The 24018-nt window shown below is 57.5% G+C and carries 25 protein-coding genes and 1 pseudogene; 18 read left to right on the top strand and 8 right to left on the bottom strand.

Annotated elements, in window-relative coordinates; all coding sequences use genetic code 11:
* Positions 1-29 precede the first annotated feature (29 nt).
* Both AC4ANK_RS14060 and AC4ANK_RS14065 read right to left on the bottom strand, forming a co-directional pair.
* Positions 30-1619: an ABC-F family ATPase gene (locus AC4ANK_RS14060; protein WP_002553692.1), complete on the bottom strand. Its 1590-nt coding sequence runs from the start codon at positions 1617-1619 to the stop codon at positions 30-32.
* A gap of 397 nt (positions 1620-2016) precedes the next feature.
* A complete protein-coding gene (locus tag AC4ANK_RS14065) occupies positions 2017-2865 on the bottom strand; it encodes an LPS biosynthesis protein (RefSeq protein ID WP_002553693.1) in 849 nt (282 codons plus the stop codon).
* A gap of 858 nt (positions 2866-3723) precedes the next feature.
* Between AC4ANK_RS14065 and AC4ANK_RS14070 the strand changes: the two are divergent.
* The 14 genes and pseudogenes from AC4ANK_RS14070 (at position 3724) to AC4ANK_RS14135 (ending at position 16046) form a co-directional block, all read left to right on the top strand.
* Positions 3724-4425, top strand: a pseudogene (locus AC4ANK_RS14070) (DUF3053 domain-containing protein).
* 96 nt (positions 4426-4521) lie between these two features.
* Entirely contained in the window at positions 4522-5088 is a 567-nt protein-coding gene (locus tag AC4ANK_RS14075; protein ID WP_002553695.1) for a GNAT family N-acetyltransferase, read from the top strand.
* A 117-nt stretch (positions 5089-5205) separates the two neighbouring features.
* A complete protein-coding gene (locus AC4ANK_RS14080) occupies positions 5206-5631 on the top strand; it encodes a DUF3830 family protein (RefSeq protein ID WP_002553696.1) in 426 nt (141 codons plus the stop codon).
* 115 nt (positions 5632-5746) lie between these two features.
* Entirely contained in the window at positions 5747-6190 is a 444-nt protein-coding gene (locus AC4ANK_RS14085; RefSeq protein WP_002553697.1) for a hemerythrin domain-containing protein, read from the top strand.
* Positions 6191-6239: 49 nt separating this feature from the next.
* Positions 6240-6599: a hypothetical protein gene (locus tag AC4ANK_RS14090; RefSeq protein WP_002553698.1), complete on the top strand. Its 360-nt coding sequence runs from the start codon at positions 6240-6242 to the stop codon at positions 6597-6599.
* Between the two features lie 347 nt (positions 6600-6946).
* A complete protein-coding gene (locus AC4ANK_RS14095; protein ID WP_002553699.1) occupies positions 6947-7798 on the top strand; it encodes a transporter substrate-binding protein in 852 nt (283 codons plus the stop codon).
* Positions 7799-7861: 63 nt separating this feature from the next.
* Positions 7862-8524 (top strand): amino acid ABC transporter permease, encoded by a 663-nt coding sequence (locus tag AC4ANK_RS14100; RefSeq protein WP_002553700.1) that lies wholly within the window; start codon positions 7862-7864, stop codon positions 8522-8524.
* A gap of 9 nt (positions 8525-8533) precedes the next feature.
* Positions 8534-9196, top strand: a complete 663-nt coding sequence (locus AC4ANK_RS14105; RefSeq protein WP_002553701.1) for an amino acid ABC transporter permease — start codon at positions 8534-8536, stop codon at positions 9194-9196.
* Positions 9193-9984: an amino acid ABC transporter ATP-binding protein gene (locus tag AC4ANK_RS14110; protein WP_002553702.1), complete on the top strand. Its 792-nt coding sequence runs from the start codon at positions 9193-9195 to the stop codon at positions 9982-9984. Before AC4ANK_RS14105 ends, AC4ANK_RS14110 begins: the two co-directional genes overlap by 4 nt.
* Before the next feature lie 40 nt (positions 9985-10024).
* Positions 10025-10411: a RidA family protein gene (locus tag AC4ANK_RS14115; RefSeq protein ID WP_002553703.1), complete on the top strand. Its 387-nt coding sequence runs from the start codon at positions 10025-10027 to the stop codon at positions 10409-10411.
* 59 nt (positions 10412-10470) lie between these two features.
* Positions 10471-11235: an IclR family transcriptional regulator gene (locus AC4ANK_RS14120; RefSeq protein ID WP_002553704.1), complete on the top strand. Its 765-nt coding sequence runs from the start codon at positions 10471-10473 to the stop codon at positions 11233-11235.
* A 31-nt stretch (positions 11236-11266) separates the two neighbouring features.
* On the top strand, positions 11267-12472 hold the full coding sequence (locus AC4ANK_RS14125; protein WP_002553705.1) for an amino acid deaminase: 1206 nt from the start codon (positions 11267-11269) through the stop codon (positions 12470-12472).
* Between the two features lie 28 nt (positions 12473-12500).
* Positions 12501-13424, top strand: coding sequence for a 2-dehydro-3-deoxygluconokinase (gene kdgK / locus AC4ANK_RS14130; protein ID WP_002553706.1), 924 nt, complete (start codon positions 12501-12503; stop codon positions 13422-13424).
* 129 nt (positions 13425-13553) lie between these two features.
* On the top strand, positions 13554-16046 hold the full coding sequence (locus AC4ANK_RS14135; RefSeq protein WP_002553707.1) for a UvrD-helicase domain-containing protein: 2493 nt from the start codon (positions 13554-13556) through the stop codon (positions 16044-16046).
* Positions 16047-16056: 10 nt separating this feature from the next.
* On the opposite strand, the gene AC4ANK_RS14140 is transcribed toward AC4ANK_RS14135, so the two are convergent.
* Positions 16057-16323 carry a DUF1652 domain-containing protein gene (locus tag AC4ANK_RS14140; RefSeq protein WP_002553708.1) on the bottom strand — a complete coding sequence of 89 codons (267 nt, stop codon included), beginning with the start codon at positions 16321-16323 and terminating at the stop codon, positions 16057-16059.
* A gap of 388 nt (positions 16324-16711) precedes the next feature.
* Here AC4ANK_RS14140 and AC4ANK_RS14145 point away from each other — a divergent pair, with 388 nt between their 5' ends.
* Positions 16712-17791, top strand: a complete 1080-nt coding sequence (locus AC4ANK_RS14145; RefSeq protein ID WP_002553709.1) for a polyamine ABC transporter substrate-binding protein — start codon at positions 16712-16714, stop codon at positions 17789-17791.
* A gap of 19 nt (positions 17792-17810) precedes the next feature.
* Here the strand turns inward: AC4ANK_RS14145 and AC4ANK_RS14150 are convergent, their stop codons facing one another.
* The 4 genes from AC4ANK_RS14150 to AC4ANK_RS14165 are packed head-to-tail and all read right to left on the bottom strand — an operon-like array spanning position 17811 to position 20693.
* A complete protein-coding gene (locus AC4ANK_RS14150; protein ID WP_002553710.1) occupies positions 17811-18524 on the bottom strand; it encodes an ABC transporter ATP-binding protein in 714 nt (237 codons plus the stop codon).
* Complete coding sequence (locus AC4ANK_RS14155; RefSeq protein ID WP_031594790.1) at positions 18525-19376, bottom strand: ABC transporter permease; 852 nt, start codon at positions 19374-19376, stop codon at positions 18525-18527.
* Positions 19373-20383: an aliphatic sulfonate ABC transporter substrate-binding protein gene (locus AC4ANK_RS14160; protein ID WP_002553712.1), complete on the bottom strand. Its 1011-nt coding sequence runs from the start codon at positions 20381-20383 to the stop codon at positions 19373-19375. The genes AC4ANK_RS14155 and AC4ANK_RS14160 overlap by 4 nt, the downstream gene beginning before the upstream one ends.
* Entirely contained in the window at positions 20298-20693 is a 396-nt protein-coding gene (locus AC4ANK_RS14165) for a hypothetical protein (protein WP_154618438.1), read from the bottom strand. Before AC4ANK_RS14165 ends, AC4ANK_RS14160 begins: the two co-directional genes overlap by 86 nt.
* Before the next feature lie 199 nt (positions 20694-20892).
* On the opposite strand from AC4ANK_RS14165, the gene AC4ANK_RS14170 reads away from it, so the two are divergent.
* On the top strand, positions 20893-21579 hold the full coding sequence (locus AC4ANK_RS14170) for a hypothetical protein (RefSeq protein ID WP_002553713.1): 687 nt from the start codon (positions 20893-20895) through the stop codon (positions 21577-21579).
* Positions 21580-21598: 19 nt separating this feature from the next.
* Here AC4ANK_RS14170 and AC4ANK_RS14175 read toward each other — a convergent pair whose 3' ends face one another.
* Positions 21599-22594, bottom strand: a complete 996-nt coding sequence (locus AC4ANK_RS14175) for an aldo/keto reductase (RefSeq protein WP_031594791.1) — start codon at positions 22592-22594, stop codon at positions 21599-21601.
* Between the two features lie 181 nt (positions 22595-22775).
* On the opposite strand from AC4ANK_RS14175, the gene lexA reads away from it, so the two are divergent.
* Together lexA and imuA are read left to right on the top strand one after the other, a co-directional pair.
* Positions 22776-23393 carry a transcriptional repressor LexA gene (gene lexA / locus AC4ANK_RS14180; RefSeq protein ID WP_031594792.1) on the top strand — a complete coding sequence of 206 codons (618 nt, stop codon included), beginning with the start codon at positions 22776-22778 and terminating at the stop codon, positions 23391-23393.
* Positions 23393-24013: a translesion DNA synthesis-associated protein ImuA gene (gene imuA, locus AC4ANK_RS14185; RefSeq protein WP_032074412.1), complete on the top strand. Its 621-nt coding sequence runs from the start codon at positions 23393-23395 to the stop codon at positions 24011-24013. Before lexA ends, imuA begins: the two co-directional genes overlap by 1 nt.
* The last annotated feature ends 5 nt before the right edge of the window (positions 24014-24018 follow it).

Raw genomic sequence — 24018 nt, forward strand, 5'->3', positions numbered from 1 at the left:
GGGCTTTTTGTTGAGGCAGCCTGACAGGCTTAGAACGAAACGCCCTGGCTGCGCAGGTAGTCGTCGTAGGTACCGCTGAAGTCGATCACGCCGCTTGGGCTGAGTTCGATGATGCGGGTTGCCAGCGAGGACACGAACTCGCGGTCGTGGCTGACGAAAATCAGGGTGCCCGGGTAGTTTTCCAGCGCAAGGTTCAGCGCTTCGATGGATTCCATGTCCAGGTGGTTGGTCGGTTCGTCCATCACCAGCACGTTCGGTTTTTGCAGGATCAGCTTGCCGAACAGCATGCGGCCCTGTTCACCACCGGAAATCACTTTGACCGACTTGAGGATCTCGTCATTGGAGAACAGCATGCGGCCCAGAGTGCCACGTACCATTTGCTCGCCGCCTTGCGTCCACTGGCCCATCCAGTCGAAGAGGGTAGATTCGTCTTCAAAATCGTGAGCGTGGTCCTGAGCGTAGTAACCGATTTCCGCTGCTTCGGTCCACTTGACCGTGCCTGCATCGGGTTGCAACTCGTTGACCAGGGTGCGTAGCAGGGTGGTCTTGCCGATGCCGTTCGGACCGATGATTGCAACACGTTCGCCGGCTTCGACCTGGAAGCTGAAGTCCTTGAACAGTGTCTTGCCATCGAAGCCTTTGGCCATGCGATCGACAATGACCGCCTGACGGTGCAGCTTTTTGGTTTGTTCGAAACGAATGAACGGGCTGACACGGCTGGACGGCTTGACCTCGGCCAGCTGGATCTTGTCGATCGCCTTGGCTCGGGACGTGGCCTGCTTGGCTTTCGATGCGTTGGCCGAAAAGCGGCTGACGAACGATTGCAGCTCGGAGATCTGTGCCTTCTTCTTGGCGTTGTCGGACAGCAATTGCTCGCGGGACTGGGTCGCGACGGTCATGTACTCGTCATAGTTGCCCGGGAACAGGCGCAACTCGCCGTAATCCAGGTCGGCCATGTGCGTGCACACGCTGTTCAGGAAGTGACGGTCGTGGGAGATGATGATCATCAGGCTGTTGCGCTGGGTGAGGATGTTTTCCAGCCAGCGAATGGTGTTGATGTCCAGGTGGTTGGTTGGTTCGTCGAGCAGCAGCACTTCCGGATCGGAGAACAGTGCCTGCGCGAGCAGAACGCGCAGCTTCCAGCCGGGCGACACTTCGCTCATCGGGCCGTTGTGCTGCTCGATGCCGATACCCAGGCCCAGCAGCAGTTCGCCGGCACGGGACTCGGCGGTGTAGCCGTCCATTTCCGCAAACTCGGTTTCCAGCTCGGCCACGGCCATGCCGTCGTCTTCGCTCATTTCCGGCAGCGAGTAGATGCGGTCGCGCTCGGCCTTGACCTTCCACAGCTCTTCATGGCCCATGATCACGGTGTCGAGTACCGTGAATTCTTCGTAGGCGAACTGATCCTGGCGCAGCTTACCCAGTCGTACGTTCGGCTCCAGCATCACCTGACCGCCCGAAGGCTCGAGGTCGCCACCGAGGATTTTCATGAAGGTGGACTTGCCGCAGCCGTTCGCGCCAATCAGGCCATAACGGTTACCGGCGCCAAACTTGACCGAGACATTCTCGAACAAGGGTTTGGGGCCGAACTGCATCGTGATGTTAGCTGTGGAGATCAATTACTTTACCTATCAATAACTTGGGCAATAACTGGGGAGCGCTGGTGTCAGCGGTGTCGTGTTCGAGACACGACCGGAGCTGTTCAGCCTGCTCCGCCTGAGCATGAGCTGATCCAACAGGCATACGTCTACAGCAACGGCAGCCTGCCATGGCCGCGTTGCCGGGATATGAATGTGGGGGTTCATCCCAGACATTGGCGCGCATTGTCGCATAGGTCAGGCGGCAGTGACATGGTGGACAGTGCCGGATTGCCGAGTTGTCTGCGTTGCGGTTCGCTCAGGTGCCTGTCGGTTAGCATTGCTCAAGGCGTTTGCGCAGGGCAGAGGCAGGTGCGATTTCAAAGGAAGTCGCAGAAGAAATAGACAGGGTCGTCAAGTTGACTGATCGGGAGGTCGTTTACGTTCGGCTGGCGTTGTAATGGGCAACGCTCACTTTAAGTCGGGCCTCATCAATGCTCAACTTGGGAATGACTTCATCCGGAACTCGCGAGCTGTCGGATAAATTGAACACTTGAAAATCATCCCCGACTACATGCTTCGACATAAGTTCCAGTGACGGGAGAATTCTTGATTCGTAGTGCTGGTCCAGTCCACAAGGCGAGCACACGTCTGTCGACGATTCATAGAACCGGCCTGCAGACTGATTCATATCGAAGCCCACGAGAAAGACGCTATCAAAACCAAGGTGATAAGACAATTGCAAGGCGAGATACATGACCGTGCGAGCGTCGAAAAACCCCAATTCCAGGTTTTTGCTGAAGCCGATATCCCTGCTTCTATGACTCCATAAAGACACTTTTCTGACCAGTGCGTCGTCTCGTGAGCAGAGCGCCGCAACCGTGGATAACCTCGGTGATTTCTTCAGCGCATAGGCGCGCCCGGAAGGCCTGGGAATGCCGGAGCTGAACTGGTCTTCCCAGAGGCCGACATTCTCGCTCTCGCGCATTGCCGCAGCGAACAGCTCGGGCTGCTGATTGGGAAAGTCCCGGTCAGTACACACGTAGAACAATGGTTTGATGTTCGTTTCTGCAAACATCGAGAACGCCCCGTTCATGGTAATCATGGGGACGTCCGAAAAATCTTGAATCGGGAAGTTTCGGGCAGATTGACCTGAGCCAATCAGAAGAACCGGGCCTTTTCTGGTGCCTCTGCATTTGCCGAAATCAAGTACGCGGGTAGGCTTCGGAGTGTGGTCTTCAGCCGATTTGCGAAGATAAGCAGTCGCATTGATGGATTGACTAGTCATGACTACCCTGTAAGCACTAGTGGCAAATTAGTTGGGACATTTTGCGCGCAATACTACTGGCTGGTGGCCATTAGTTCAACATAAAAGAGTTTCAAAAGCGTATCATACTGGAAACATCACGCCACAGATTGATGACTAATTTTTGAGAATTTGCCATTCCTTTACAATGTTCTCGGATGTAAGGCATGGCGCGCGGCATTGTTTAATGTTAATTGGCTAGTATCAAACTAGTGGTTAATGCTCCTGCCGCTAGATGCACTTAACGCAACAATACTGTGTATGCACACAGTCTTGGCGCTGTGCGGGGGAAGGAAGGCGGGAGAGGGTGAGGCTGCAAGGCCCGGCTATTACCGGGCCTCCTTGTTGTGGCGAATTTATTGATAGCTAATCGGATTTCCGTTCCTGCCGCTTCCTCCTGCACCAGCTCCCCAGCGCGTGGAAAGGGTGAATGAACATCGCAATCGCTCCGAGCAGAAAGACGATGGAGACAAGGATCAGGCCCAGGCCCTCGTGTGCAAACATAGTGATTGACTCCTGTTGTTCACTTTGTCGGTCCGCTGAAGACTAGCCGCTGAAACGCTTCACCTCATGAAGAAATTTTAATGAACTTTCCTGGCGGGGGCCGCGAGGCGAGCTTTTGCCTGGCTAGTGCTGTCGCGGCGAAGCTATGAAGTACTCGCGTTTGTTGACTCAAATAGCTGAGAAGGAGCGGATTTTCCGTGAGCCGGTCTGGGGACGGGACTTCTCAAAATTCACCCGTCGCGGAACTAGATGAGGTGATGACGAGACTATAAGCACGCTCGCGTTCATCGGGCCGTGTCTATGAGCGCGCATTCTCATCACCCGGAGGTTCCTGACATGAAGTCCCTTTTCCGTCCAGTCTTGCTGCTGGCTGTTGCTTTACCCCTGTTGCTGACTGGCTGCGGGGATAAGGAGCCCGAACAACGCACTGCGTTCACTCAGTTCCTGCAAACCCGAATTATCGACAAGCCAGGTGTGCACGTTCCCAAACTGACGGACGATGAAAAGAAAGACTTTGGTGACTACAGCTCGCACTATGCCGTTATTTCCGACTTCGGCGCGGGCATGGACACTGCAGTGTAGCCTCTCGCTGGCTTGATGCAGAAAGGATCCTTTCGCTCGGTAAGCGATGTCATTCAACGTCGCGCAGACCTGGCTGCCGTGCAGACAGGTCTGGATGAAGTCGGCGAGAAGTTGACCATCGAGCAGGGCAAGGCCGATGCGGCACATGCCAAACTCAAGCAGCCCGATGACTTGAAAGTCGTTTATGACAAGGCTTATGACCGGACTGTGAGCGTGCCCGCCAACACGTTCCGTGAAGTCTTGCCGCAAATAAAGGGCACGTTTTCGAGCGGCCTCAAGGTTGCCGATTATGTGGGCGCGCACAAATCGCAAATCGATATCTCCGGTTCGGCGATAACCGTCAAGGACCCGGTCGTACAGGCTGAACTCAACAAATTGCTGCAAGAGCTGAACGAGCAGGGCAAAAACGCTCAGCAGGCTCAGGCTCGCCTGCAATCGCTCATGACCGGTCGCTGAGACTGATCTGGCGGCTTGCCCCGGCCTTGTTGCCGGGCCAGGCCGTGTGTCGGGTATGATTCGCGTGTCTGTTTGCCTGACCCGGGGCCTGCCTGTTTGATAATCAAACCTCTCTTATCGACGATTGCCCTGCGTGAAGCAGTGCCCGCTGACGCTATATGCCTGAGCGCGCTGGGCATGCAGGTCTTTCTCGACACCTACGCAACGCAGGGCATCCGTGAGTCCATCGCACGCGAAGCCCTCGACGCGTTCTCCCCGCAGGCGTTTGCGCATCTGCTTGGCAAACCGGAAACGCTCATTATCGTGGCTGAATCTCTAGGGCATCTGATCGGCTTCGCTCAGGTTACGCTGTGCGTCGATCACCCGATGCTTGGCATATCGACGGCTGCCGAGTTGCAACGCCTCTATGTGCAGGAACGTTTCACTGGATGTGGAGCAGGGCGACTGCTACTCGAAGCCGCCGAGCAGCGCGCTACGGCCAGAAAGGCGGCGTTGATGTGGGCGACTGTCTGGGTTGGCAACCCGCGCGCGTTGGGGTTTTACCCGCGGCAGGGTTATGAAGTGAAAGGTTCGCCACGTTATGAGTTTCAGGGCGAAACGCATGAGAATAGGCTATTCGCCAAACTGCTCGGCGGGTCAAATCTGACGCGGAATTCTGTTTGATCAACGATTGCAGATGTGTGTCCCTGTGAGCGCAGCGGAACTCCGTGACGCCTCACAAGACTCGCGTTTATCCTTGCGCATCATTCTGAGCATTGTTGCCTTCAAGGAGTCGTTGCAGTGACCACCATCAAAATTACCGCGGGCGGATACGAGTTTCTGGCCGAAGCCAATCCGGATGCGCCGCAAACGGTGGAAGCGTTTCTCAAGCTGCTGCCTTATCGGCAGAAATTCATCCATGTGCGCTGGAGTGGCGAAGGCTGCTGGGTGCCGCTGGATGATTATCAACTGAAGCTGAATGACACGTTGATCGGTTTCGAGAACGCAACGAGTCATCCTTCTGTGGGCGACATTCTGTTTTATCCGGGTGGTTACAGCGAAACCGAGATTATCCTGGCGTACGGTTCGTGCTGTTTCGCCAGCAAGATGGGGCAACTGGCCGGCAATCACTTTCTGACCATCACTCAAGGCAAGGAAAACCTGCGCAAACTGGGCGTCAAGACGCTTTGGGAAGGCGCTCAGGATGTGGTTTTCGAGCTGGCCTGAGCCTGCGGTTATTGCGCAGTAGTCATTTGCCAGCATTTCTCGGAACTGCTGATCTTCGCCAGGGGTCTAGTCCACAATGCTTCCAGCTCCCGGAAGCCGACCTGGAGACAAGACCTTGAATATCTTTGAAGCATTGCGTGAAAGCCATGATCGTCAGCGCGGTTACGCTGACGCACTGATCCAGACCAGCGGCGACAGTGTCGAACGGGAAAAAGCCTACAAACAGCTCAAGGATGAGCTTCAGGCTCACGAGACAGCCGAAGAGCGGTTTTTCTACATTCCCCTGATGGCCCACGACAACGGCGTGGACCTCAGTCGCCATGCCATTTCCGAGCATCATGAAATGGACGAGATGATGGAAGAGCTCGATGAAACCGAGATGTCGAGCCCGGCCTGGCTGGCGACTGCGAAAAAGCTGTCGGAAAAAGTGCATCACCACTTGAAGGAAGAAGAGCAGAAGTTCTTTCAGATGGCGGGCAAGTTACTTGATGAAAAGCAGAAACAGAGCCTGGCTGGCGAATACGTGAAGGAATACGAAGAGCAATTGGCTGAGGGGTAATAGGCCCGTGCAGTGCTAGAATCGGCTTTTTCATTAGCGAAGGCACGACATGAAGCTTCTGTTTTTGACGAGCGCAACGGTGATTGCGGCAACGGTTCTGGCCGGGTGCGCAGCGCCTTCAAACTCAGCACGTGCGGCAGGGCCATTCAAGGTCCTGTCGAGTGCCAAACAGGATGCCGCCGTTGCCCAGTGCATTCAGGTGACCTGGCAGAACGAAGCGATGTTTGGCACATCTTCAGATGTGTTCCTGCATGATCTTTCCGGTGGCGGCTTCACCGTGTTCACTACCGAATCCAGGTATTTCGCAGACGTACACGCCAAAGGTCCTGCCACTGCTGTCGAGTTCTACGCCCCGCAGGGCGATACCCAGTCCGCCTTGCGATCTGCTGCGATTGCTACCTGCCTCTGACTGAATCTCTTGCCAATGCTCCCGCATTGGCAAGTAGTTCGTGGCGCTTTGCCCCCCTATCATCACTGCGGCGCGACCATTGCGCCTGCACCAGTACTGCGTACTCGACAGCGCGCGCGCACAAGAGTGGGGCCTTACCACTCAAACGTGACAAATGGTAGCGATGCCCTCAAGCCGTAATATCACCCAGCCATCAACTCCTTCATCTCCAGCCTTTTGATTTGCCTCGACATTTTTATGCGGTGTTTTTCGCAGGCCTCGTATGGCACACTTTCTGCTGTCTATTCCGTTGTTACATACCATTGTCCGCTATAGCGGAATAAAAATACTTCGGCGGAGTCTATGTCATGCATCGCGGACCTTCTTTTGTGAAAGCTTGTGCATTTGTCCTTGCAGCCTCATTCACGCTGGCCAACGCGGCTCAGGCCGCCGAAGGCAGCAAGCTGGATGCAGTATTGAAACGTGGCAATCTGGTGGTGGGTACAGGCAGTACCAATGCCCCGTGGCATTTTCAGGGAGCGGACGGCAAGTTGCAGGGTTTCGATATCGACATCGGCAGGATCATCGCCAAGGGCCTGTTCAATGACCCGAGCAAGGTCGAGTTCGTGGTGCAGTCCTCGGATGCGCGAATTCCCAACCTGCTGACCGACAAGGTCGACATCAGTTGCCAGTTCATCACCGTTACCGCCAGTCGTGCACAGCAGGTGGCGTTCACCTTGCCGTACTACCGCGAAGGCGTAGCGTTGTTGCTGCCTGCCAACAGCAAATACAAGGAAATAGATGACCTTAAAGCCGCGGGCGACGGAGTGACGGTTGCCGTGCTGCAGAACGTATATGCCGAAGAGCTGGTGCATCAGGCGCTGCCCAAAGCCAAGGTCGATCAGTACGACAGCGTCGACCTGATGTACCAGGCGATCAACTCGGGCCGCGCCGACACGGCCGCCACCGACCAGTCTTCAGTGAAGTATCTGATGGTTCAGAACCCTGGCCGCTACCGCTCGCCGGCTTTTGCCTGGAGCCCGCAAACCTACGCTTGTGCCGTCAAACGTGGCGATCAGGACTGGTTGAACTTCGTCAACACCGCCTTGCATGAAGCCATGACCGGTGTCGAGTTCCCGGCTTACGCCGCCTCGTTCAAGCAATGGTTCGGTGTCGATCTGCCTGTGCCTGCAATCGGTTTCCCGATGGAATACAAATAAGTCCACTCTGACCTTCAAGGGCAGGGCAGGCCTTCGGGCTTTCCCTGCCAGGTACGGGCAAGCATGAATTATCAATTGAATTTTGATGCCGTATGGCGTGACTTCCCCAGCTTGCTGGCGGGCTTGGGCCTGGGGCTGGAACTGGCCCTGATCTCGATCGCCATCGGCTGTGTGATCGGGTTGGCAAATGCATTTGCGCTGCTGTCACGTTACAAGGCACTGCGCATTGTCGCGTCGATCTACGTCACCGTGGTGCGCAACACGCCCATTCTGGTGTTGATCCTGCTGATCTACTTCGCCTTGCCCGGGCTGGGCATTCGTCTGGACAAGCTGGCGTCGTTCATTGTCACGCTGTCGCTGTACGCTGGCGCCTATCTGACCGAAGTTTTCCGTGCCGGTTTGCTGAGCATCCACAAAGGTCAGCGCGAAGCAGGGTTGGCCATCGGTCTGGGCGAGTGGCAGGTGAGGGCATACATCATCGTGCCGGTGATGTTGCGCAACGTGTTGCCAGCGCTATCCAACAATTTCATTTCGCTGTTCAAGGACACCTCGCTGGCAGCCGCCATTGCGGTGCCGGAGCTGACCTATTACGCGCGCAAGATCAATGTCGAAAGCTACCGTGTGATCGAAACCTGGCTGGTGACCACTGCACTCTACGTAGTGGCCTGCTATGTGATCGCCATGCTCTTGCGCACCCTCGAACAACGTCTGGCGATTCGCCGCTAGGAGGCTGTCATGTATCAACCCCCTGGCTGGTTGCAGGAATTGTGGACCGCGAGAGAAGTGCTCTGGTCCGGCTTTTTGACCAGTATCCAGTGCTCGGCGCTGGCGATTGCTGCGGGCACGTTGATCGGCATGCTGGCCGGTCTGGTGCTGACCTACGGCGGATTCTTCGCACGGTTGCCGATCCGACTCTATGTGGATCTGATACGCGGTACGCCGGTGTTCGTGCTGGTACTGGCAGTCTTTTATATGGTGCCAGCACTGGGCTGGCAAATCAGCGCGTTTCAAGCTGGCGCAATAGGCCTGACGTTGTTCTGCGGCTCTCACGTATCGGAAATCGTGCGCGGTGCCCTGCAGGCCATTCCCGCTGGCCAGCTGGAGGCTGGCAAGGCGATCGGGCTGCGTTTCAATCAGTCGCTGCGCTATGTGTTGTTGCCGCAGGCCATGCGCCAGATCCTGCCGACGTGGGTCAATTCCTCGACCGAGATCGTCAAGGCTTCGACACTGCTTTCAGTCATCGGTGTGGCTGAACTGTTGTTGAGCACTCAGCAGGTGATTGCGCGCACGTTCATGACCCTGGAGTTCTACCTGTTTGCAGGTTTTCTGTTCTTTCTCATTAATTACGCCATCGAGCTTCTTGGGCGGCAAATCGAAAAACGGGTGGTATTGCCATGACACAGACTCATACCGCAACCCCCGGCCCGGCGCTGCTCAGCATCGAAGGCCTGCACAAGTCCTATGGCGCAGTGGAAGTGCTCAAGGGGGTCGATCTGCGTATGCAGAAAGGCAACGTTGTTACCCTGATCGGTTCCAGTGGCTCGGGCAAGACCACCTTGCTGCGCTGCGTCAATCTGCTGGAAGAGTTTCAGGGCGGTCATATCCGGCTCGAGGGGCAGGATATCGGTTACAGCGACGTAGACGGCAAGCGCACCCGTCATCCGGAGCGGGTTATTGCACAGCACCGGGCAATGACTGGCATGGCATTTCAGCAATTCAACCTGTTTCCGCACCTCAGCGCTCTGCAGAACGTGACCCTGGGCCTGCTCAAGGTCAAGAAGATGCCCAAGGATCAGGCCATTGCCCTGGCGGAAAAGTGGCTGGACCGGGTCGGGCTGCTGGAGCGCCGCAATCACTTCCCCGGCCAGTTGTCCGGTGGTCAGCAGCAGCGGGTCGCAATTGCCCGTGCCATTGCCATGAATCCCAGCCTGATGTTGTTCGATGAAGTCACTTCTGCGCTCGACCCTGAGTTGGTCGGCGAAGTGCTGAGCGTTATCAAGGACCTGGCCGAAGACGGCATGACCATGCTGCTGGTGACTCACGAAATGCGTTTCGCCTATGAGGTTTCAGACCAGATTGTATTCATGAATCAGGGGCGCATCGAGGAGCAGGGGCCACCCAAGACACTGTTCGAACAACCGAAATCGACGCGCTTGAGCGAGTTTCTCAAGAACATCCGTTTTTAACGTTTCACGACGTCCAATGCTTCAAGACAAGGAAAAACTCATGACTATTACCCGTTATGGCGCAGGCAGCACCGCAGGGGGCGGCCAGCCACGTCCATTCGCCCGAGCAGTCGAGGCCGACGGCTGGTTGCACGTTTCTGGCCAGGTGCCTGCGCAGGATGGCGAGATTATCGTCGGCGGTATCGTCGAGCAGACCCACCAGACCATGCGTAACCTGATCGCGATCCTCGACGAAGCCGGTTATGCGCTCGAAGACGTAGTACGTGTCGGTGTGTGGCTGGAAGACCCACGGGACTTCTGGAGTTTCAACAAGGTGTTCGGTGAATACTTCAGCCCCGAGCATGCACCGGCGCGCGCTTGCGTGCAGGCCAGCATGATGGTCGACTGCAAGGTTGAAATCGACTGTATTGCTTATAGGCGCAAGTAGCAGCTTCAAGCCAGAAGCCTCGGGTTATCTGGCTTACAGCTCTACTTAAGGAATGAGCCATGACTGAAGACACAATCAAGCGCCGGGCACGTGGACTGGACCGGGCGTTCGATATTCTGGATTTCCTCAAGGAAAAGGCCAGACCCATGCGTCCCAACGAAATTGCCAGCGGAATCGGCAGCCCCAAATCGACGGTTTACGAGCTGGTGGCGTCGCTGCTGGAGCGGCGTATTCTGGAGACGGTCAGCAAGGACGGGCATGTCTACCTTGGCCGTCAGTTGTACTTTCTCGGTCAGGCGCATTTGCGCCACTTCGATTTCACTCGCGAGGCGGAAGTCTGCCTGGGCGAGATCGTCAGCCAGACGCGAGAAACCGCGCAGATGTGCCTGCTCAATGGCCGGAAATACACCGTTGCGCTGATGAAAGAGGGTGAGCGGCATTTCAGGATTTCCTCGGACATCGGTGAAAACGCGCCCATCCCGTGGACCGCTTCCGGGCGTCTGCTGCTCAGCCACCTCAGCGATCAGCAGATCATCGACCTGATTGATCCCGACGATTTCATCCTCCCGGGTGGCGAGCGTCTGCCGCTGGAAACCTTTTTGCGGGAGATCCGTAAGGCAGGCGAAGAGGGTTTCTTCTCCTTCGATAGCGTGGCCGACACCTTCACGCACTGTTTCGCCGCGCCGGTGAAAAACGAGCACGGTCAGTGCATCGCAACCCTGTGCATTGTCGCGCCGCGTGCCGATGCCAAGACCCATTACGACGACTATCGGCGGGTGCTGATCGACAGCGCCAACGGCCTGGCTCGTCGAATCAACGAATAACTGCAGGAGATTACTGATGAGCATCGCTGTCATGGACACCGCCGTCATGGACAAGGGCACTGCACAGCCGGGCGACAGCCTGGTCACTGATGTCAGCCTGCCTGCACTGGTCATCCATCGTCAGGCGCTGGATCACAATATTCGCTGGATGCAACGTTTTGTCACTGACAGCGGTGCAGAGCTTGCACCGCATGGCAAGACCAGCATGGTGCCAGCGCTGTTTCGGCGACAGCTGGACGCGGGCGCATGGGGCATGACCCTCGCCACGGCGGTCCAGACCCAGGCCGCTTATGCGCATGGCGTACGGCGGGTGTTAATGGCCAATCAGCTGGTCGGCGCGCCGAACATGGCGGTGATTGCCGATCTGTTGGCTGACCCGATGTTCGAGTTTCACTGCATGGTCGATCACCCAGACAATGTCGCTGCACTGGGCCAGTTTTTCGCGGCACGCGGCCTGCGCCTGAACGTGATGATCGAATATGGCGTACCCGGTGGACGCTGCGGCTGTCGTAGCGAAGAGCAGGTCTTGGCCCTGGCGGATGCTGTTCAGGCGCAACCGGCGCTGGCGTTGACGGGTATCGAGGGTTACGAAGGCGTCATCCACGGCGACCATGCCATCGATGGCATCAAGGCTTTTGCGGCGTCGCTGGTGCGCCTGGCTGTCGACCTGCAGGACAAGGGCGCATTCGCTTTGGATCGCCCGATTGTCACTGCATCCGGCTCGGCGTGGTACGACCTGATCGCTGAAGCATTCGATGCCCGGGCCGTTCGCGAACGGTTCCTCAGCGTGCTGCGCCCCGGCAGTTATGTGGTGCATGACCACGGCATCTACAAGGACGCGCAGTGCTGCGTGCTGGACCGACGTGCCGAGCTGAGCGAAGCGCTGCGCCCTGCGCTGGAGGTTTGGGCGCATGTGCAGTCCATGCCGGAGCCGGGTTTTGCGGTGATCGCCATGGGCAAGCGCGACGTTGCCTACGATGCCGGCTTGCCCAACCCGCTGCTGCGTTACAAGGCGGGTGTGCAGCCTGCATCAGGCGACGACGTCAGTGCCTGCAAAGTGACCGCTGTGATGGATCAGCACGCTTTCATGACAGTCGCGCCCGGATGCGAGTTGAAGGTTGGCGACATCATTTCCTTCGGTACCTCACACCCGTGTCTGACCTTCGACAAGTGGCGTTCAGGTTGTCTGGTGGATAATGACATGCGAGTGATCGAGCCTTTCAGCACGTATTTCTAATTCCGGTATTGGCGGGAGTAATCGTCTCATGAGCCTTCCACGGGTCGCCCTGATCGGCGAATGCATGATCGAGTTACAGCAGCATGCCGACGGCAGCCTGCGTCAGAGCTTCGGCGGTGACACGCTCAATACGGCGGTTTACCTTGCCCGATTGTTGGGTGAGCGGGCCAAGGTGGATTACGTCACGGCGCTGGGTGACGACAGCTTCAGCGATGCAATGTGCCGGATCTGGGCCGATGAGGGCATTGGTCTGGGCAAGGTGCAACGCCTGCCGGGGCGTTTGCCCGGGCTCTACTGCATTCAGACCGATGCCAATGGCGAGCGTCGTTTCCTCTACTGGCGCAACGAAGCCGCCGTGCGGGACTGTTTCATGACGCCTGCGGCCGAGCCGATCCTCGCGGCGCTGGCCAGCTACGACGTGCTGTATTTCAGTGGTATCACCCTGGCGGTACTTGGCGAGCAAGGCCGCGCCCGATTGCTGGAAGCACTGGACCGTGCTCGTCAACGTGGGGTCAGGGTTGCCTTCGACAATAACTATCGGCCTCGGCTGTGGGCCAGCGTGGAGCAGGCTCGCGAGGCCTATCAGGCATGCCTGCAGCATGTGGATCTGGCGTTGCTCACAGAAGACGATGAGCAGGCGCTCTATGGTTATGCCGACAGTGAGCAATTACTGGCGGCCTATCGAGGTCGCGGCATCGGTGAGATCGTCGTCAAGCGCGGCGCGCAAAGTTGTCTTGTGGAAGCCGGCGGCGAGCGTTTCGACATTGCGTCGCAAAAGGTCGAGCGTGTCGTCGATACCACGGCAGCAGGGGACTCGTTCAGCGCTGCCTATCTGGCCGCCCGGCTCATGGGGGAACACCCGCGACAGGCTGCCGAAGCAGGTCATCGTCTGGCCAGTGTGGTGATTCAACACCCGGGTGCGCTGGTACCAAAATCGGTCATGCCAGTCTGATGGCACCTGCGACGGAACATGCAGTTGATCGGCTAACGCACTGACAGACAAGCATTTCGCTGGAACCTGCGCGCAAATCCGGCCACCATAGGCGACCTTTTTGCCTGCAAGCCATCCACCGGAGTCTGCGTGCCTGACGACCTTCCTTCTGCGCTTCCTCATGACCTGGATGTCGATCTCATGCCGCCTCGGCAACTGCCGTTCTTCAGGCGTCTGTTATCGCGCCTGATGGGCCGCGGCCTTACAGCGTTGGGCTCGCAGCACACGCCGTCGTGGTTCCAGGGCCATGCCGACGGCTATCTGAATGGGCACATAGAGGGCGTGCGCGAGGGTTATGCCGACGGCTACCTGGATGGTGAGGAAGCAGCGCGTCAGGTGCTGGTCATCAACGATACCCGGCCTGTCCGACATCGCGGCCCCAGAGTTGACGACCATCTGTTCGACGACTGGCGGCTGGCGCTCACGCCTGAACTGAAAAAGCGTATCAAGGCCGATGTCGCCGAAAAGCTCCCTGCGCATGCTCAGCCCAGCACGGCGCAGTGGAAGATGATTTTCAGCGATACGCCATCTACCTACGTCATTGCCGGGGCGGGCGCAGGCAAATCCACATCGCTGGTGCTGCGCATTCTGCTGTTGCATCACTACCTGGGCTTTAAACTGAATGCGATGACAGTCGTGACCTTCACCCGTGAGTCGCGCAAGGACTTCATCGGCAAGCTGATCGAGGTGATGGCCTTGTGGGGGCATGTGACGGGGCAGAAACAGGCTCGTGACCTGGTTCGCACCTTTCACTCGCGTATTCTGCCGCTGGTGCGCAGCCTGCCGGGTTTTGAGCAGCTCAGGGCGTTCGAGAACCTGAGCAGCCAGTCATCCGGCCTGGAAGAGGCGGACAGCAATCCTTTCGACCTGCGGATCAACGATGCGCAGCGTCAGCAACTCAATCTCTGCTACCGCGATCTGTACGCCGGCAACGAGCGTTTCCGCGAAGTCATGGCGCCGCTGTATCGCCATGCCTTGCAGCTCAAGGAACTGGATCGCGACCATCCTGACGTGCAGAAGCGTGTCGCGGTGACCGAGCTATCCTCGAAACGGGATGAAGAGTGGTGTGACACCGTCGAGGACTTGTGGATTCGCGCAGGAGCATGGCCTATAAAGGGCATTGAGCCTATGCGCCAAGCTGTTGAAATAAATGGATTTTCCTTTTGTTTTCACGGCTATATCGCTGAGCTTGATGCCTGGGTTGTGCTGGGCCTGGACGCCAGTGAAGACCAGCAACTCAAGCGGCCGGGTGCCAAATTGCCAGTGTGGGCCGAGGGGGTCATAAAGCGCACTCTGTTTCAAGCTTTCTGCAGTAAGCCTTTGATCTGGCTGGATAACTATCAGTCTGCCAACAAGCTATTGCAGTCATTGGCGGGCGACGCGGTTGCCGGGCCCGGATTCGACTATCGGGTCAAGGGTGAGCTCGGTGCTGCGCCGCTACTGGACTGTTTTGTCACCGCCGCCAGCTTCATCGAGAACCTGGGACTGGATGTACCCAATGCCGTGTCCGAGATGAGCTTTGCCAGCGACGACCCGGATCGTTTCTTCTTCGAAGCGCTGAGTCTGTTCTGGAAAGCTTTCGAAACGCACCTGCTGGCTCAGTCGCCTCCGATCATGACCTATAACCGGATGTTTGCGTTGTTCGGTGAAACATCGCCGGAAAACCTCAAACACGTCAGTGACCAGATGCTCAGACCGCTGTCGCATTTGATGATCGACGAGTTCCAGGATGTGTCGCCGCAGATCGTCTCATGGATACGCGCCAGCCTGCGCGAAATCCGGCGTCGTGGTCCTGCTCTGCATACAGGCCGGATCGCTCAGCATTCATCACTGCTGTGTGTCGGCGATGACTGGCAATCGATCTACGGCTGGCGCGGCAGCTCACCCAAGTATTTCATGGAGTTCGCCAGGGAGTTTTCGTCACCGGCGACCACCAGAGTCATGCTCAGTGACAACTTCCGCAGCCATCAGCACATTATCGATGCCGCAGAGCATATTGTCCGGGCAGCTCCGGCGATTGCGGGCAAGAAGGCTCGTGCCAGCGGCATGCCGCAAGAGTTGCTGCCGGTCACGGTGCTGGATCGTGACGAAGACGAACTGGCCGAGCGTGTAGCCGAGCACTACAACGACGGTGACTCGATTCTGCTGCTGTACCGCAAAGGCAGCGAGAAAAGCCGGTTCTCGGAGCGTTTGCAGGCATTGATCGATGCTGATGCGGCGATGGGCGCGCAAGGTCGTCGCATCAGGACGTTGACGTACCACAGTTCCAAAGGCTTGCAGGCGGATGCCGTGTTTTTGTTGGGCGACTGCCAGCATCTGACTGTCTCGCCTTACAAGAATCAGGTTTACCGTTTGGCAGGGCTGGGTGATGCGAGCGATCTTCAGCCCTTTGATACAGCGCAGAAGGATGAAGTCTTGCGCCTGGCTTATGTCGCCATTACTCGTGCGGCGCGGCATTGCTATTGGTATATCGATCAAGGCACCGGCGGCGGGGAAAGTGCCCAGATGCCTAAAGCTTCAGACAGAATTGCCCAGGACAAGCCTTTCTTCGAAGACTTGCGCGGTAAAGTCCGAACAGGCTGAGGCTGTCATCTCAGGAAAAACCGGCGACCTGTTGCTGCGTATGAGTGCCGAACAATTCCAGCTCATCCTCGATGGCTTCGATGATGCGCTCTACATCTGCGGCATTCATCACCGTGGAACACGGAAGGCCGGCGATGGCGACGACTGTCTCACCGCTGGCGCGGTCGAAAAGTCGTGCAATCATGCTGCCGGGAGCATCCATCGAGGCTTCAAAGCCTACCGGATGGAAGTGCCAGCGCATCAGCTGGCACGCATTGGGGAATGTGACTTTGTTCATGACAATGGCCCACCTTAATCAATCGAGCATTTCCCTTGCTCCAATGGGTAGGCAGACAGCCAGAATTCGTCCGGTAAAGCATGATGACGAGAAGATAATCAGCGCAGCGGACTATCGGTCGGTCGGGTTGCTTTCCAGCAGGATCGCTGAGCGGTCTGACGAGTACTGAAAATAGCATTCGCCAGCACCGTTCTGGAAAAATTTTTTATGACGCAGCACAAAAAAATCAATTATATGGCTGTCATCATCGCAAGGTATCAATGGGCACGTTCCATGCATTTGTCATTCACCCCGGAGAAGGCCCCGTAGTGAACTGAATTTGCTTGACGAAGGTGGTTTTCATGCCCGGTCTGGGGCAAGCTATCGTTATTGACCCGAGGAGCTGAAAATGCTGAGAAAATCCCTTGCTGCACTGATGTTGCTGGCCTCGACCAGCCATGCGGCGGAGACGGTCAATATCTACAACTGGACGGATTATATCGCCCCGGACACTCTAAAAAATTTTGAAGCGGCCACCGGTTTCAAGACCTCTTACGAGACTTTCGAAACCAACGAGACGCTGAACACAAAGCTGATTGCTGGCCATTCCGGGTACGACCTGGTCTTTCCGTCCATTCATTTCATGGGTCGACAGATTGAAAACGGCTTGCTCAAGACCCTCGACAAACGGCAGCTCCCCAACTGGAAAAACCTCAACCCGGTTCTGCTCAAGGCACTGGAGGGCAGTGATCCGGGCAACCAGCATGGGTTTCCCTACCTGTGGGGCAGCACCGGAATCGGCTATGACATGGCGAAGGTCAAGGCCATTCTTGGCAAGGACACACCGCTTGACTCATGGGATCTGGTGCTCAAGCCGGAAAACATGAAAAAGCTCGCCCAGTGTGGTGTCGCTTTTCTGGACAGCGCACCGGCGCTGATCCCTATCGCTCTGAACTACCTCGGCCTGCCACCGCACAGCGAGGTGCCGGACGACTACAAAAAGGCCAAGGCGCTGCTGGATGAGGTACGGCCGTATGTGCGCAATTTCAGTTCAGCCGACTATATTGGCGACCTCGCTACGGGCAAGATCTGTGTGGCAGTAGGCTACTCAGGGGATATTTCCCTGGCGCAGGAGCAGGCCCAAAAAGCGGGCAATAACATCACAATCAGCTATGTGGTTCCAAAGGAGGGCGCGCCAATGTGGTTTGACATGATCGCCATCCCGGCTGATGCCCCTGATGTCAAAGGTGCCTACGCGTTCATGAACTACCTGCTGCGCCCGGAAGTGATCGCCAACATTACCAATACGGTGCATTACGCCAACGGTAACGAAAAGGCCGACGCCCTGATCAATCCCGGCCTGTGGACGGATACCACTGTCTATCCAGACGCCGACATGCTGAGCCGCTTGTTCGTGATGTCTCAGGTCCCGGTTAATATCGAGGCGTTGCGCCAGGGACTCTGGAAAGAGCTCAAGGCCGACAAGTAAGGCTGCGAGGCGACCGACGTCAAATGATATGCGCCTGATGCAGCTCGGTCAGTGCCTGAGCTTTCAGTCGAGCCAGTAACGGATCGCGGCGATCCCTTGGTGCTTGCAGCCCGACCGGCAGTTGCTGGGTGATCGTGCCGGGGCGGCTGCCCATCACTAATACCCGGTCGCTCAGGTACAACGCCTCGTCGACATCGTGAGTCACCAGCAACAGGGTGATAGCGTGACGCTCGGCCAATTGCAGCAGCAGGTCCTGAAGCTTCATTCGGGTAAACGCGTCCACTGCGCTGAAAGGCTCATCCAGCAGCAGTACCGTAGGGTGCGAGTACAGGCCGCGAGCAATGGCCACGCGTTGCGCCATGCCTCCGGACAATGCTTTTGGCAAGGCATCGGCGAAACCGGACAGGCCCACTTCTTCGATCAATTGACCGCCCCATCTGCGGTCGTAGCCGGCATCGTCACTGAAGCCGATATTCTGTTCGACGGTCAGCCAGGGCATCAGGCGCGGTTCCTGAAACACAAACGCGACTTCTCCCTCAATGTTGTCCACCGAGCCACGAAAGTCCTGCTCCAGCCCGGCGACAATTCTGAGCAGCGTGCTTTTACCGCAACCGCTTGGCCCCAGCAGGCTGACGATCTCACCTGACTGTAATGACAGATCGATATCCTGCAGTACGGTATTGCCAGCGAATGCTTTGCGGTCTACGCGTATGTTCATCAACGATTCCGGCATCTATCGACCCTCGCGGCTTTGACCGGTGAATGTGTCCCGCCAGGCCAGAAAGCGTTTTTCCAGGCCTGCCAACAGGCCGTCGCTCAACTTGCCCAGTGTCGCCAGAACGATGATGGCCGCCAGCACGATGTCCGGGCGCGAGGTTTCGCGTCCGTCACTGAGCAGGTAGCCCAGGCCTTTGGTGGCCGCGATCAGCTCGGCGGCTACCAGAAACATCCATGACAGGCTCATGCCGCTGCGCAAACCGGTGAACAGGCCGGGCAGGGCGGCGGGCAGAAGAATACGCCGGGTCAGGCGATAGCGGCTGAAGCCATACATCTTGCCGACTTCCACCAGCTTTCGGTCAATGCCCCGAATCGCGGCCACGCCGTTGAGGTAGACCGGAAAAAACGCACCGATGGCGATCAGCACAACCTTGGAGGTCTCGCCAATGCCCAGCCACAGCAGTAGAAGCGGCACCCAGGCCAGGCTGGGGATGGAACGAAGCCCGGCGAACGTCGGCTCCAGATACGCCTCCGCCTCACGACTGAGCCCCACCCACGCAGCAAATACCAAGGCCAGGCTTGCGCCGATCACAAAGCCGCTGAGCACACGCAACAGGCTGGCACTGATGTGTTTCCACAACGCACCATCGGCCAGATCACTTAATGTCAGCACGATCTCGCTGGGGGCTGGCATCTGGTAGGAGGGCAGCCAGCCGATGCGCACGATAATTTCCAGCAAAACAATGATTGCAGCGGGGACTACCAGGCCTTTGAGCGGCGTTTTGTAGCGCTGCCAAAACGTGCGCTGCGCCCTGTCAGGCAAGGCCGCCTGCGCACAGGCAGGCAGGGACTTGTCTGGGCTGGTCATGGCGTTGCGATCACGGCTTTGGAAAACTCTGGCGTGATCAACTGATCGATCACTTGTTCGACGTTTACGCCTTTGCGCACCAGGTCCTCGGACACCAGAATCGGCGCCGCGGCCTTGGACGCTTCCATGTCTTTCGCGCTCAGTTGCGGGTTGCTCAGGTCTGTGCGGGTCAATTGCAGCCTGGCGACTTCCAGCGGCAAACCTGACTCGGTCGCCAGCAGCCTGGCCAGCTCATCAGGATTTTTTACTGCCCATTCCCGAGCCTGCTCATAAGCGCTCAATACTGTTCTGATCGCCTGTGGATGCTCCTTGGCGTAGGTTTCCGTGACGCTCAGTACGCCATAGCTGTTGAAGTCCTTGTTGCGGTAAAGCAGGCGCGAGCCGGACTGTATTTCACTGGCCGCCATGTGCGGGTCAAGCCCTGCCCAGGCATCTACGTCGCCTTTTTCGAGGGCGGTGCGTCCATCGGGATGCTGCAGGTGCAGCAACTCGACATCATCCTTTTTCAGCCCGGCCTTCTGCAGCGCGCGCAAGGTGAACAGATAAGGGTCGGTGCCTTTGGTGGCGGCGATTTTCTTGCCTTTGAGTTCGGCAACCGATTGCAGGGGAGAATCCTTGCGCACCACCAGAGCCGTCCATTCTGCCCGGCTGTAGACATACACCGATTTGATCGGGCTGCCGTTGGCCCGGGCCAGCACCGCAGACAGGCTGGCCGACGAAGCAAAGTCGACGCTGCCACTGTTCAGGTATTCCAGCGAGCGGTTGCTGCCCTGGCTCAACACCCAGGTGACTTTCGCCTCCGGCAGGGCTTTCTCCAGCCAGCCAAAATGCTTGAGCACCAGGCTGACCGGCGAATAATAGGCGTAATCCAGGCGGACTTCGGCAGGCGCGGTTTCAGCGGCCTGTGCTACTCCCTGCAGGCTAATCGCCAATGTGCAGGTCGTTACCATCCAGCGAATCAGGGCTCGCGGCGTTTGCAACCAAAAAGAAATAGGGGGTTGTGGCATAGTGAGCGTCCAGATCGGGGAGGCAAGGGCTGCAAGACTGGTTTGCATATTTCAAAAACAGCAGTCCAGAGAGCATGAAATTCACAAATGGAATATTGCATGCTCTGTGCCAAGGGTCCGGGTGCTTGAACAGCAAGGTATCAGGGCAATTTTCCAGTGTAAGTGATGTTGATCTGGCAGCAAGGTGTTGAACTGTTGTTGCCTGGTAAACAGTAAGGCTCACGGCCTGTTTTTCGACGATTTTCTGACAGTTTTCTGCTTTTCGGGTGATTTTTTTCGCCAGGTTTGCAACAGAATCGTTTTTTGACACTCCTAATCGTCCACATTCTTAATTTCGAAACATGTGAGCACTAAGATTCGCGCGTGATCCATGAGTGTGCGCCCACTGCGCCCACTGCGCCCTTGTTTGACTGATCCGCAGAAATTCTTGGGGCGAGCTGCATAAGCCTGCGTATTCGCACCAGCCAGATGGCTGATCCCTTTCAAATGCGCACCGGACTCAGAAAATAATGAATATGCCGAAAATGCCTTCGATCACCCGACTCCAGCGCCGCATCGCATGGTGCTTCTTCCCCTCCTTGCTGGTGGCTTCTGCCCTGGCCCTGTTCACCATGGGCAAGGGGGTTCATGCCGAGCCCAAGAACGGCACGCAGACACTGGTATTTCTTCGTCATGCCGAAAAACCGGCCATGGGGCTGGGGCAACTGAACTGCCAAGGGCTCAACCGGGCCATCGAACTGTCGGAGGTCTTGCCCAGGGAATTCGGCAAAGCTGACTTTATCTTCGCCGCCAACCCCAGCCGACACGTGGAAGAGGGTGAGGGCGACCTGTCCTACAACTACGTGCGTCCGCTGATGACGGTAGGGCCCAGCGCAATCAAACTGGGTCTGCCCGTCAACCTCGACTTTGGTGCCAACGACACCGCAGACCTGGCCGATGAGCTGATGCGGGACAAGTACCACAACGCAGTTATCTACACCGCCTGGTCGCATGGCTACCTGCCGGAGCTGATCAACAAGGTTGCTGAAGAAGCGTCCGGCAAGAGCACTAACCTGCTTGATGACTGGACGAACGATGATTTCGACTCAGTGATTGTCGTCACCCTGAAATGGGTCGATGGCAAGGCCACGCTCGATTACAAGAATCAAAAACAGGGCCTAAACAACGGCACCGAGACCTGCCCTGAGGCGACCTGATCTCGAACCGCAAACGTTTTCAGCCGTTGAGCGACTTCATCGACTCCGGGCTGTAACGCTCGCCCGACACGGCCCCTTGCGCCGGGAAGATCGCATCCAGTTGAGCCAGCTCATCGGTACTCAGTGTCAATGAAGCCGCTGCCACGTTGCTTTCCAGGTACTTGCGCTGTTTGGTGCCCGGGATCGGAATGATGTCGTCGCCTTGAGCAAGTACCCAGGCCAGCGCCAGTTGCGACGCGCTGACGCCTTTGGCCGCAGCCAGTGCCTTGACCTTTTCTACCAGCGCCAGATTGCGATTGAAGTTTTCGCCCTGAAAGCGCGGGCTGAAACGACGGTAGTCATCGGCAGCGAAATCGTCCGGGGTGCGCAATGCGCCAGTCAGAAAACCACGGCCCAGCGGGCTGTAAGCCACGAAAGCAATACCCAGGCGACGGCAAGTGGCGAGCACATTGTCGTGCTCCGGATCGCGTGACCATAACGAATATTCACTTTGCACGGCCGCCAGCGGATGCACGTTGTGGGCTCTTTCGATGGTCGCTGCGCTGGCTTCGCAGATACCTATATGGCGAACCTTGCCAGCCTTGACCAGCTCGGCCATGGCACCGATGGTGTCCTCGATGGGCACATTGGGGTCGACACGGTGCTGATAGTAGAGATCAAGATAATCGGTATTCAGCCGTTTCAGGCTGGCATCGATGGACTGGTGAATGTACGCCGGGCTGCCATTCACGCCACGCGCATGCGGGTCATCGCCACGCACGATGCCGAACTTGCTGGCCAGGTAAATACCTTCACGCTTGCCTTCAAGAGCCCGGCCGAGCAACGTCTCGTTGGTGTGCGGGCCATACATGTCAGCGGTATCAAAAAAAGTGACACCCAGTTCCAGCGCGCGGTGCAAGGTGGCGATGGATTCCTTTTCGTCGATGCCGGTGGTGTAGAAGTCCGACATTCCCATGCAGCCCAGTCCGATGGCAGAAACCTGCGGACCGTGGTGACCCAGTTGGCGAGTGATCACAATGAACTCTCCTGATCGTTGAAATAGCCGTCAAGTCTCTACGCTTTAGTTGGCGCAATAAACCGGGAGTTTCTTATTTCACTGTTGTGAAAATCCGAATAATTAACGTCCACGAAGCGCAAGAGCGTGCGGCGTCAATCCGACAAACCGTACTAGTCACAAAATCACGAGTGGAGTACAAATGTACTCCATGAACACATTATCTCCCCGTCGCAGCGCAATCCTTACCTTCATCCGCGATCGCATCGCGCAGCAAGGGCAATCGCCGAGCCTGGCGGAAATCTCCGAGGCTTTCGGTTTTGCTTCACGCAGCGTGGCGCGCAAGCACATTGTGGCCCTCACAGAAGCCGGTCTGATCGAGGTCGTAGCGCACCAGGCCCGGGGTATTCGCCTGCTCAACAGTGAGCCGCGGCCCGAATTGCTCGAAATTCCGGTGTTGGGGCGCGTAGCAGCGGGCGTACCTATCGGGCCGGATCTCGATATTCACACCACATTGCATCTGGATCGCAGCACGTTTACCCGTGTGCCGGACTACCTACTGCGCGTGCAGGGCGACTCGATGATCGAAGACGGTATTCTCGATGGCGATCTGGTCGGCGTGCACCGTAACCCGCAGGCCAGTGACGGGCAGATCGTCGTTGCCCGCCTGGACGGCGAAGTCACCATCAAGCGCCTGCAACGCAGTGCCTATCAGGTGCGCCTGTTGCCGCGCAACCCGGCCTACGAACCGATCATTGTCACGCCTGATCAGGACTTCGCCATCGAAGGCGTGTTCTGCGGGCTGGTCCGGCGCGAATGATGGGCGCGGTGGTCAGCCTTGACGCTTTGCTGGATGAGCGCAGGGTCTGGAAAGGCCGTCAGCAGAGCGCGCCGCAGGTCAGCCCGCACCCCAGTGGCCATGCATTGCTGGACAGCGCCTTGCCCACTGGCGGCTGGCCTGCTGCCGCCCTGACTGAAATTCTCATCCCGGCCAATGGCAGTGGGGAATTGCGTCTGCTGTGGCCAAGTCTGGCAAGGTTGTCCGCGATCGGTGAGCGCATTGTGCTGGTTGCACCGCCCTACATTCCGTACCCGCAAGCCTGGCTGGCCGCCGGGGTCGATCTGCGCCAACTGGTCGTCAGCGAGGCCGGTCCCCGCGATGCCCTATGGGCTGCCGAACAATGCCTGCGCTCCGGCAGCTGTGGCGCGGTCGTGTGCTGGCCCGGCATGGTCGATGACCGTGCGCTGCGACGTTTGCAGGTCGCTGCCGAAACCGGGCAGACCCTGGCGTTTGCCTGCCGCCCGCAGCAGGCCGCCGCCAACCCGTCACCGGCGGCCCTGCGCATCGCTATCGATACCCGTCCTGCACAATTGCGGGTGCTCAAGTGCCGTGGCGGGCTTGCGCCGCCTTTCCCCATTCCATTTTCGACCGACGTTTGAGGTTC

Source organism: Pseudomonas sp. Pmew2 (assembly GCF_058129885.1).

Coding starts and splice junctions, on each gene's coding strand:
- AC4ANK_RS14150 (WP_002553710.1), bottom strand. CDS start 18,524: ATGCCGGAATCGTTGATGAACATACGCGTAGACCGCAAAGCATTCGCT.
- AC4ANK_RS14105 (WP_002553701.1), top strand. CDS start 8,534: ATGTATCAACCCCCTGGCTGGTTGCAGGAATTGTGGACCGCGAGAGAA.
- AC4ANK_RS14120 (WP_002553704.1), top strand. CDS start 10,471: ATGACTGAAGACACAATCAAGCGCCGGGCACGTGGACTGGACCGGGCG.
- imuA (WP_032074412.1), top strand. CDS start 23,393: ATGGGCGCGGTGGTCAGCCTTGACGCTTTGCTGGATGAGCGCAGGGTC.
- AC4ANK_RS14170 (WP_002553713.1), top strand. CDS start 20,893: ATGAATATGCCGAAAATGCCTTCGATCACCCGACTCCAGCGCCGCATC.
- AC4ANK_RS14090 (WP_002553698.1), top strand. CDS start 6,240: ATGAAGCTTCTGTTTTTGACGAGCGCAACGGTGATTGCGGCAACGGTT.
- AC4ANK_RS14160 (WP_002553712.1), bottom strand. CDS start 20,383: ATGCCACAACCCCCTATTTCTTTTTGGTTGCAAACGCCGCGAGCCCTG.
- AC4ANK_RS14155 (WP_031594790.1), bottom strand. CDS start 19,376: ATGACCAGCCCAGACAAGTCCCTGCCTGCCTGTGCGCAGGCGGCCTTG.
- AC4ANK_RS14110 (WP_002553702.1), top strand. CDS start 9,193: ATGACACAGACTCATACCGCAACCCCCGGCCCGGCGCTGCTCAGCATC.
- kdgK (WP_002553706.1), top strand. CDS start 12,501: ATGAGCCTTCCACGGGTCGCCCTGATCGGCGAATGCATGATCGAGTTA.
- AC4ANK_RS14140 (WP_002553708.1), bottom strand. CDS start 16,323: ATGAACAAAGTCACATTCCCCAATGCGTGCCAGCTGATGCGCTGGCAC.
- AC4ANK_RS14065 (WP_002553693.1), bottom strand. CDS start 2,865: ATGACTAGTCAATCCATCAATGCGACTGCTTATCTTCGCAAATCGGCT.
- AC4ANK_RS14095 (WP_002553699.1), top strand. CDS start 6,947: ATGCATCGCGGACCTTCTTTTGTGAAAGCTTGTGCATTTGTCCTTGCA.
- lexA (WP_031594792.1), top strand. CDS start 22,776: ATGTACTCCATGAACACATTATCTCCCCGTCGCAGCGCAATCCTTACC.
- AC4ANK_RS14145 (WP_002553709.1), top strand. CDS start 16,712: ATGCTGAGAAAATCCCTTGCTGCACTGATGTTGCTGGCCTCGACCAGC.
- AC4ANK_RS14100 (WP_002553700.1), top strand. CDS start 7,862: ATGAATTATCAATTGAATTTTGATGCCGTATGGCGTGACTTCCCCAGC.
- AC4ANK_RS14115 (WP_002553703.1), top strand. CDS start 10,025: ATGACTATTACCCGTTATGGCGCAGGCAGCACCGCAGGGGGCGGCCAG.
- AC4ANK_RS14125 (WP_002553705.1), top strand. CDS start 11,267: ATGGACACCGCCGTCATGGACAAGGGCACTGCACAGCCGGGCGACAGC.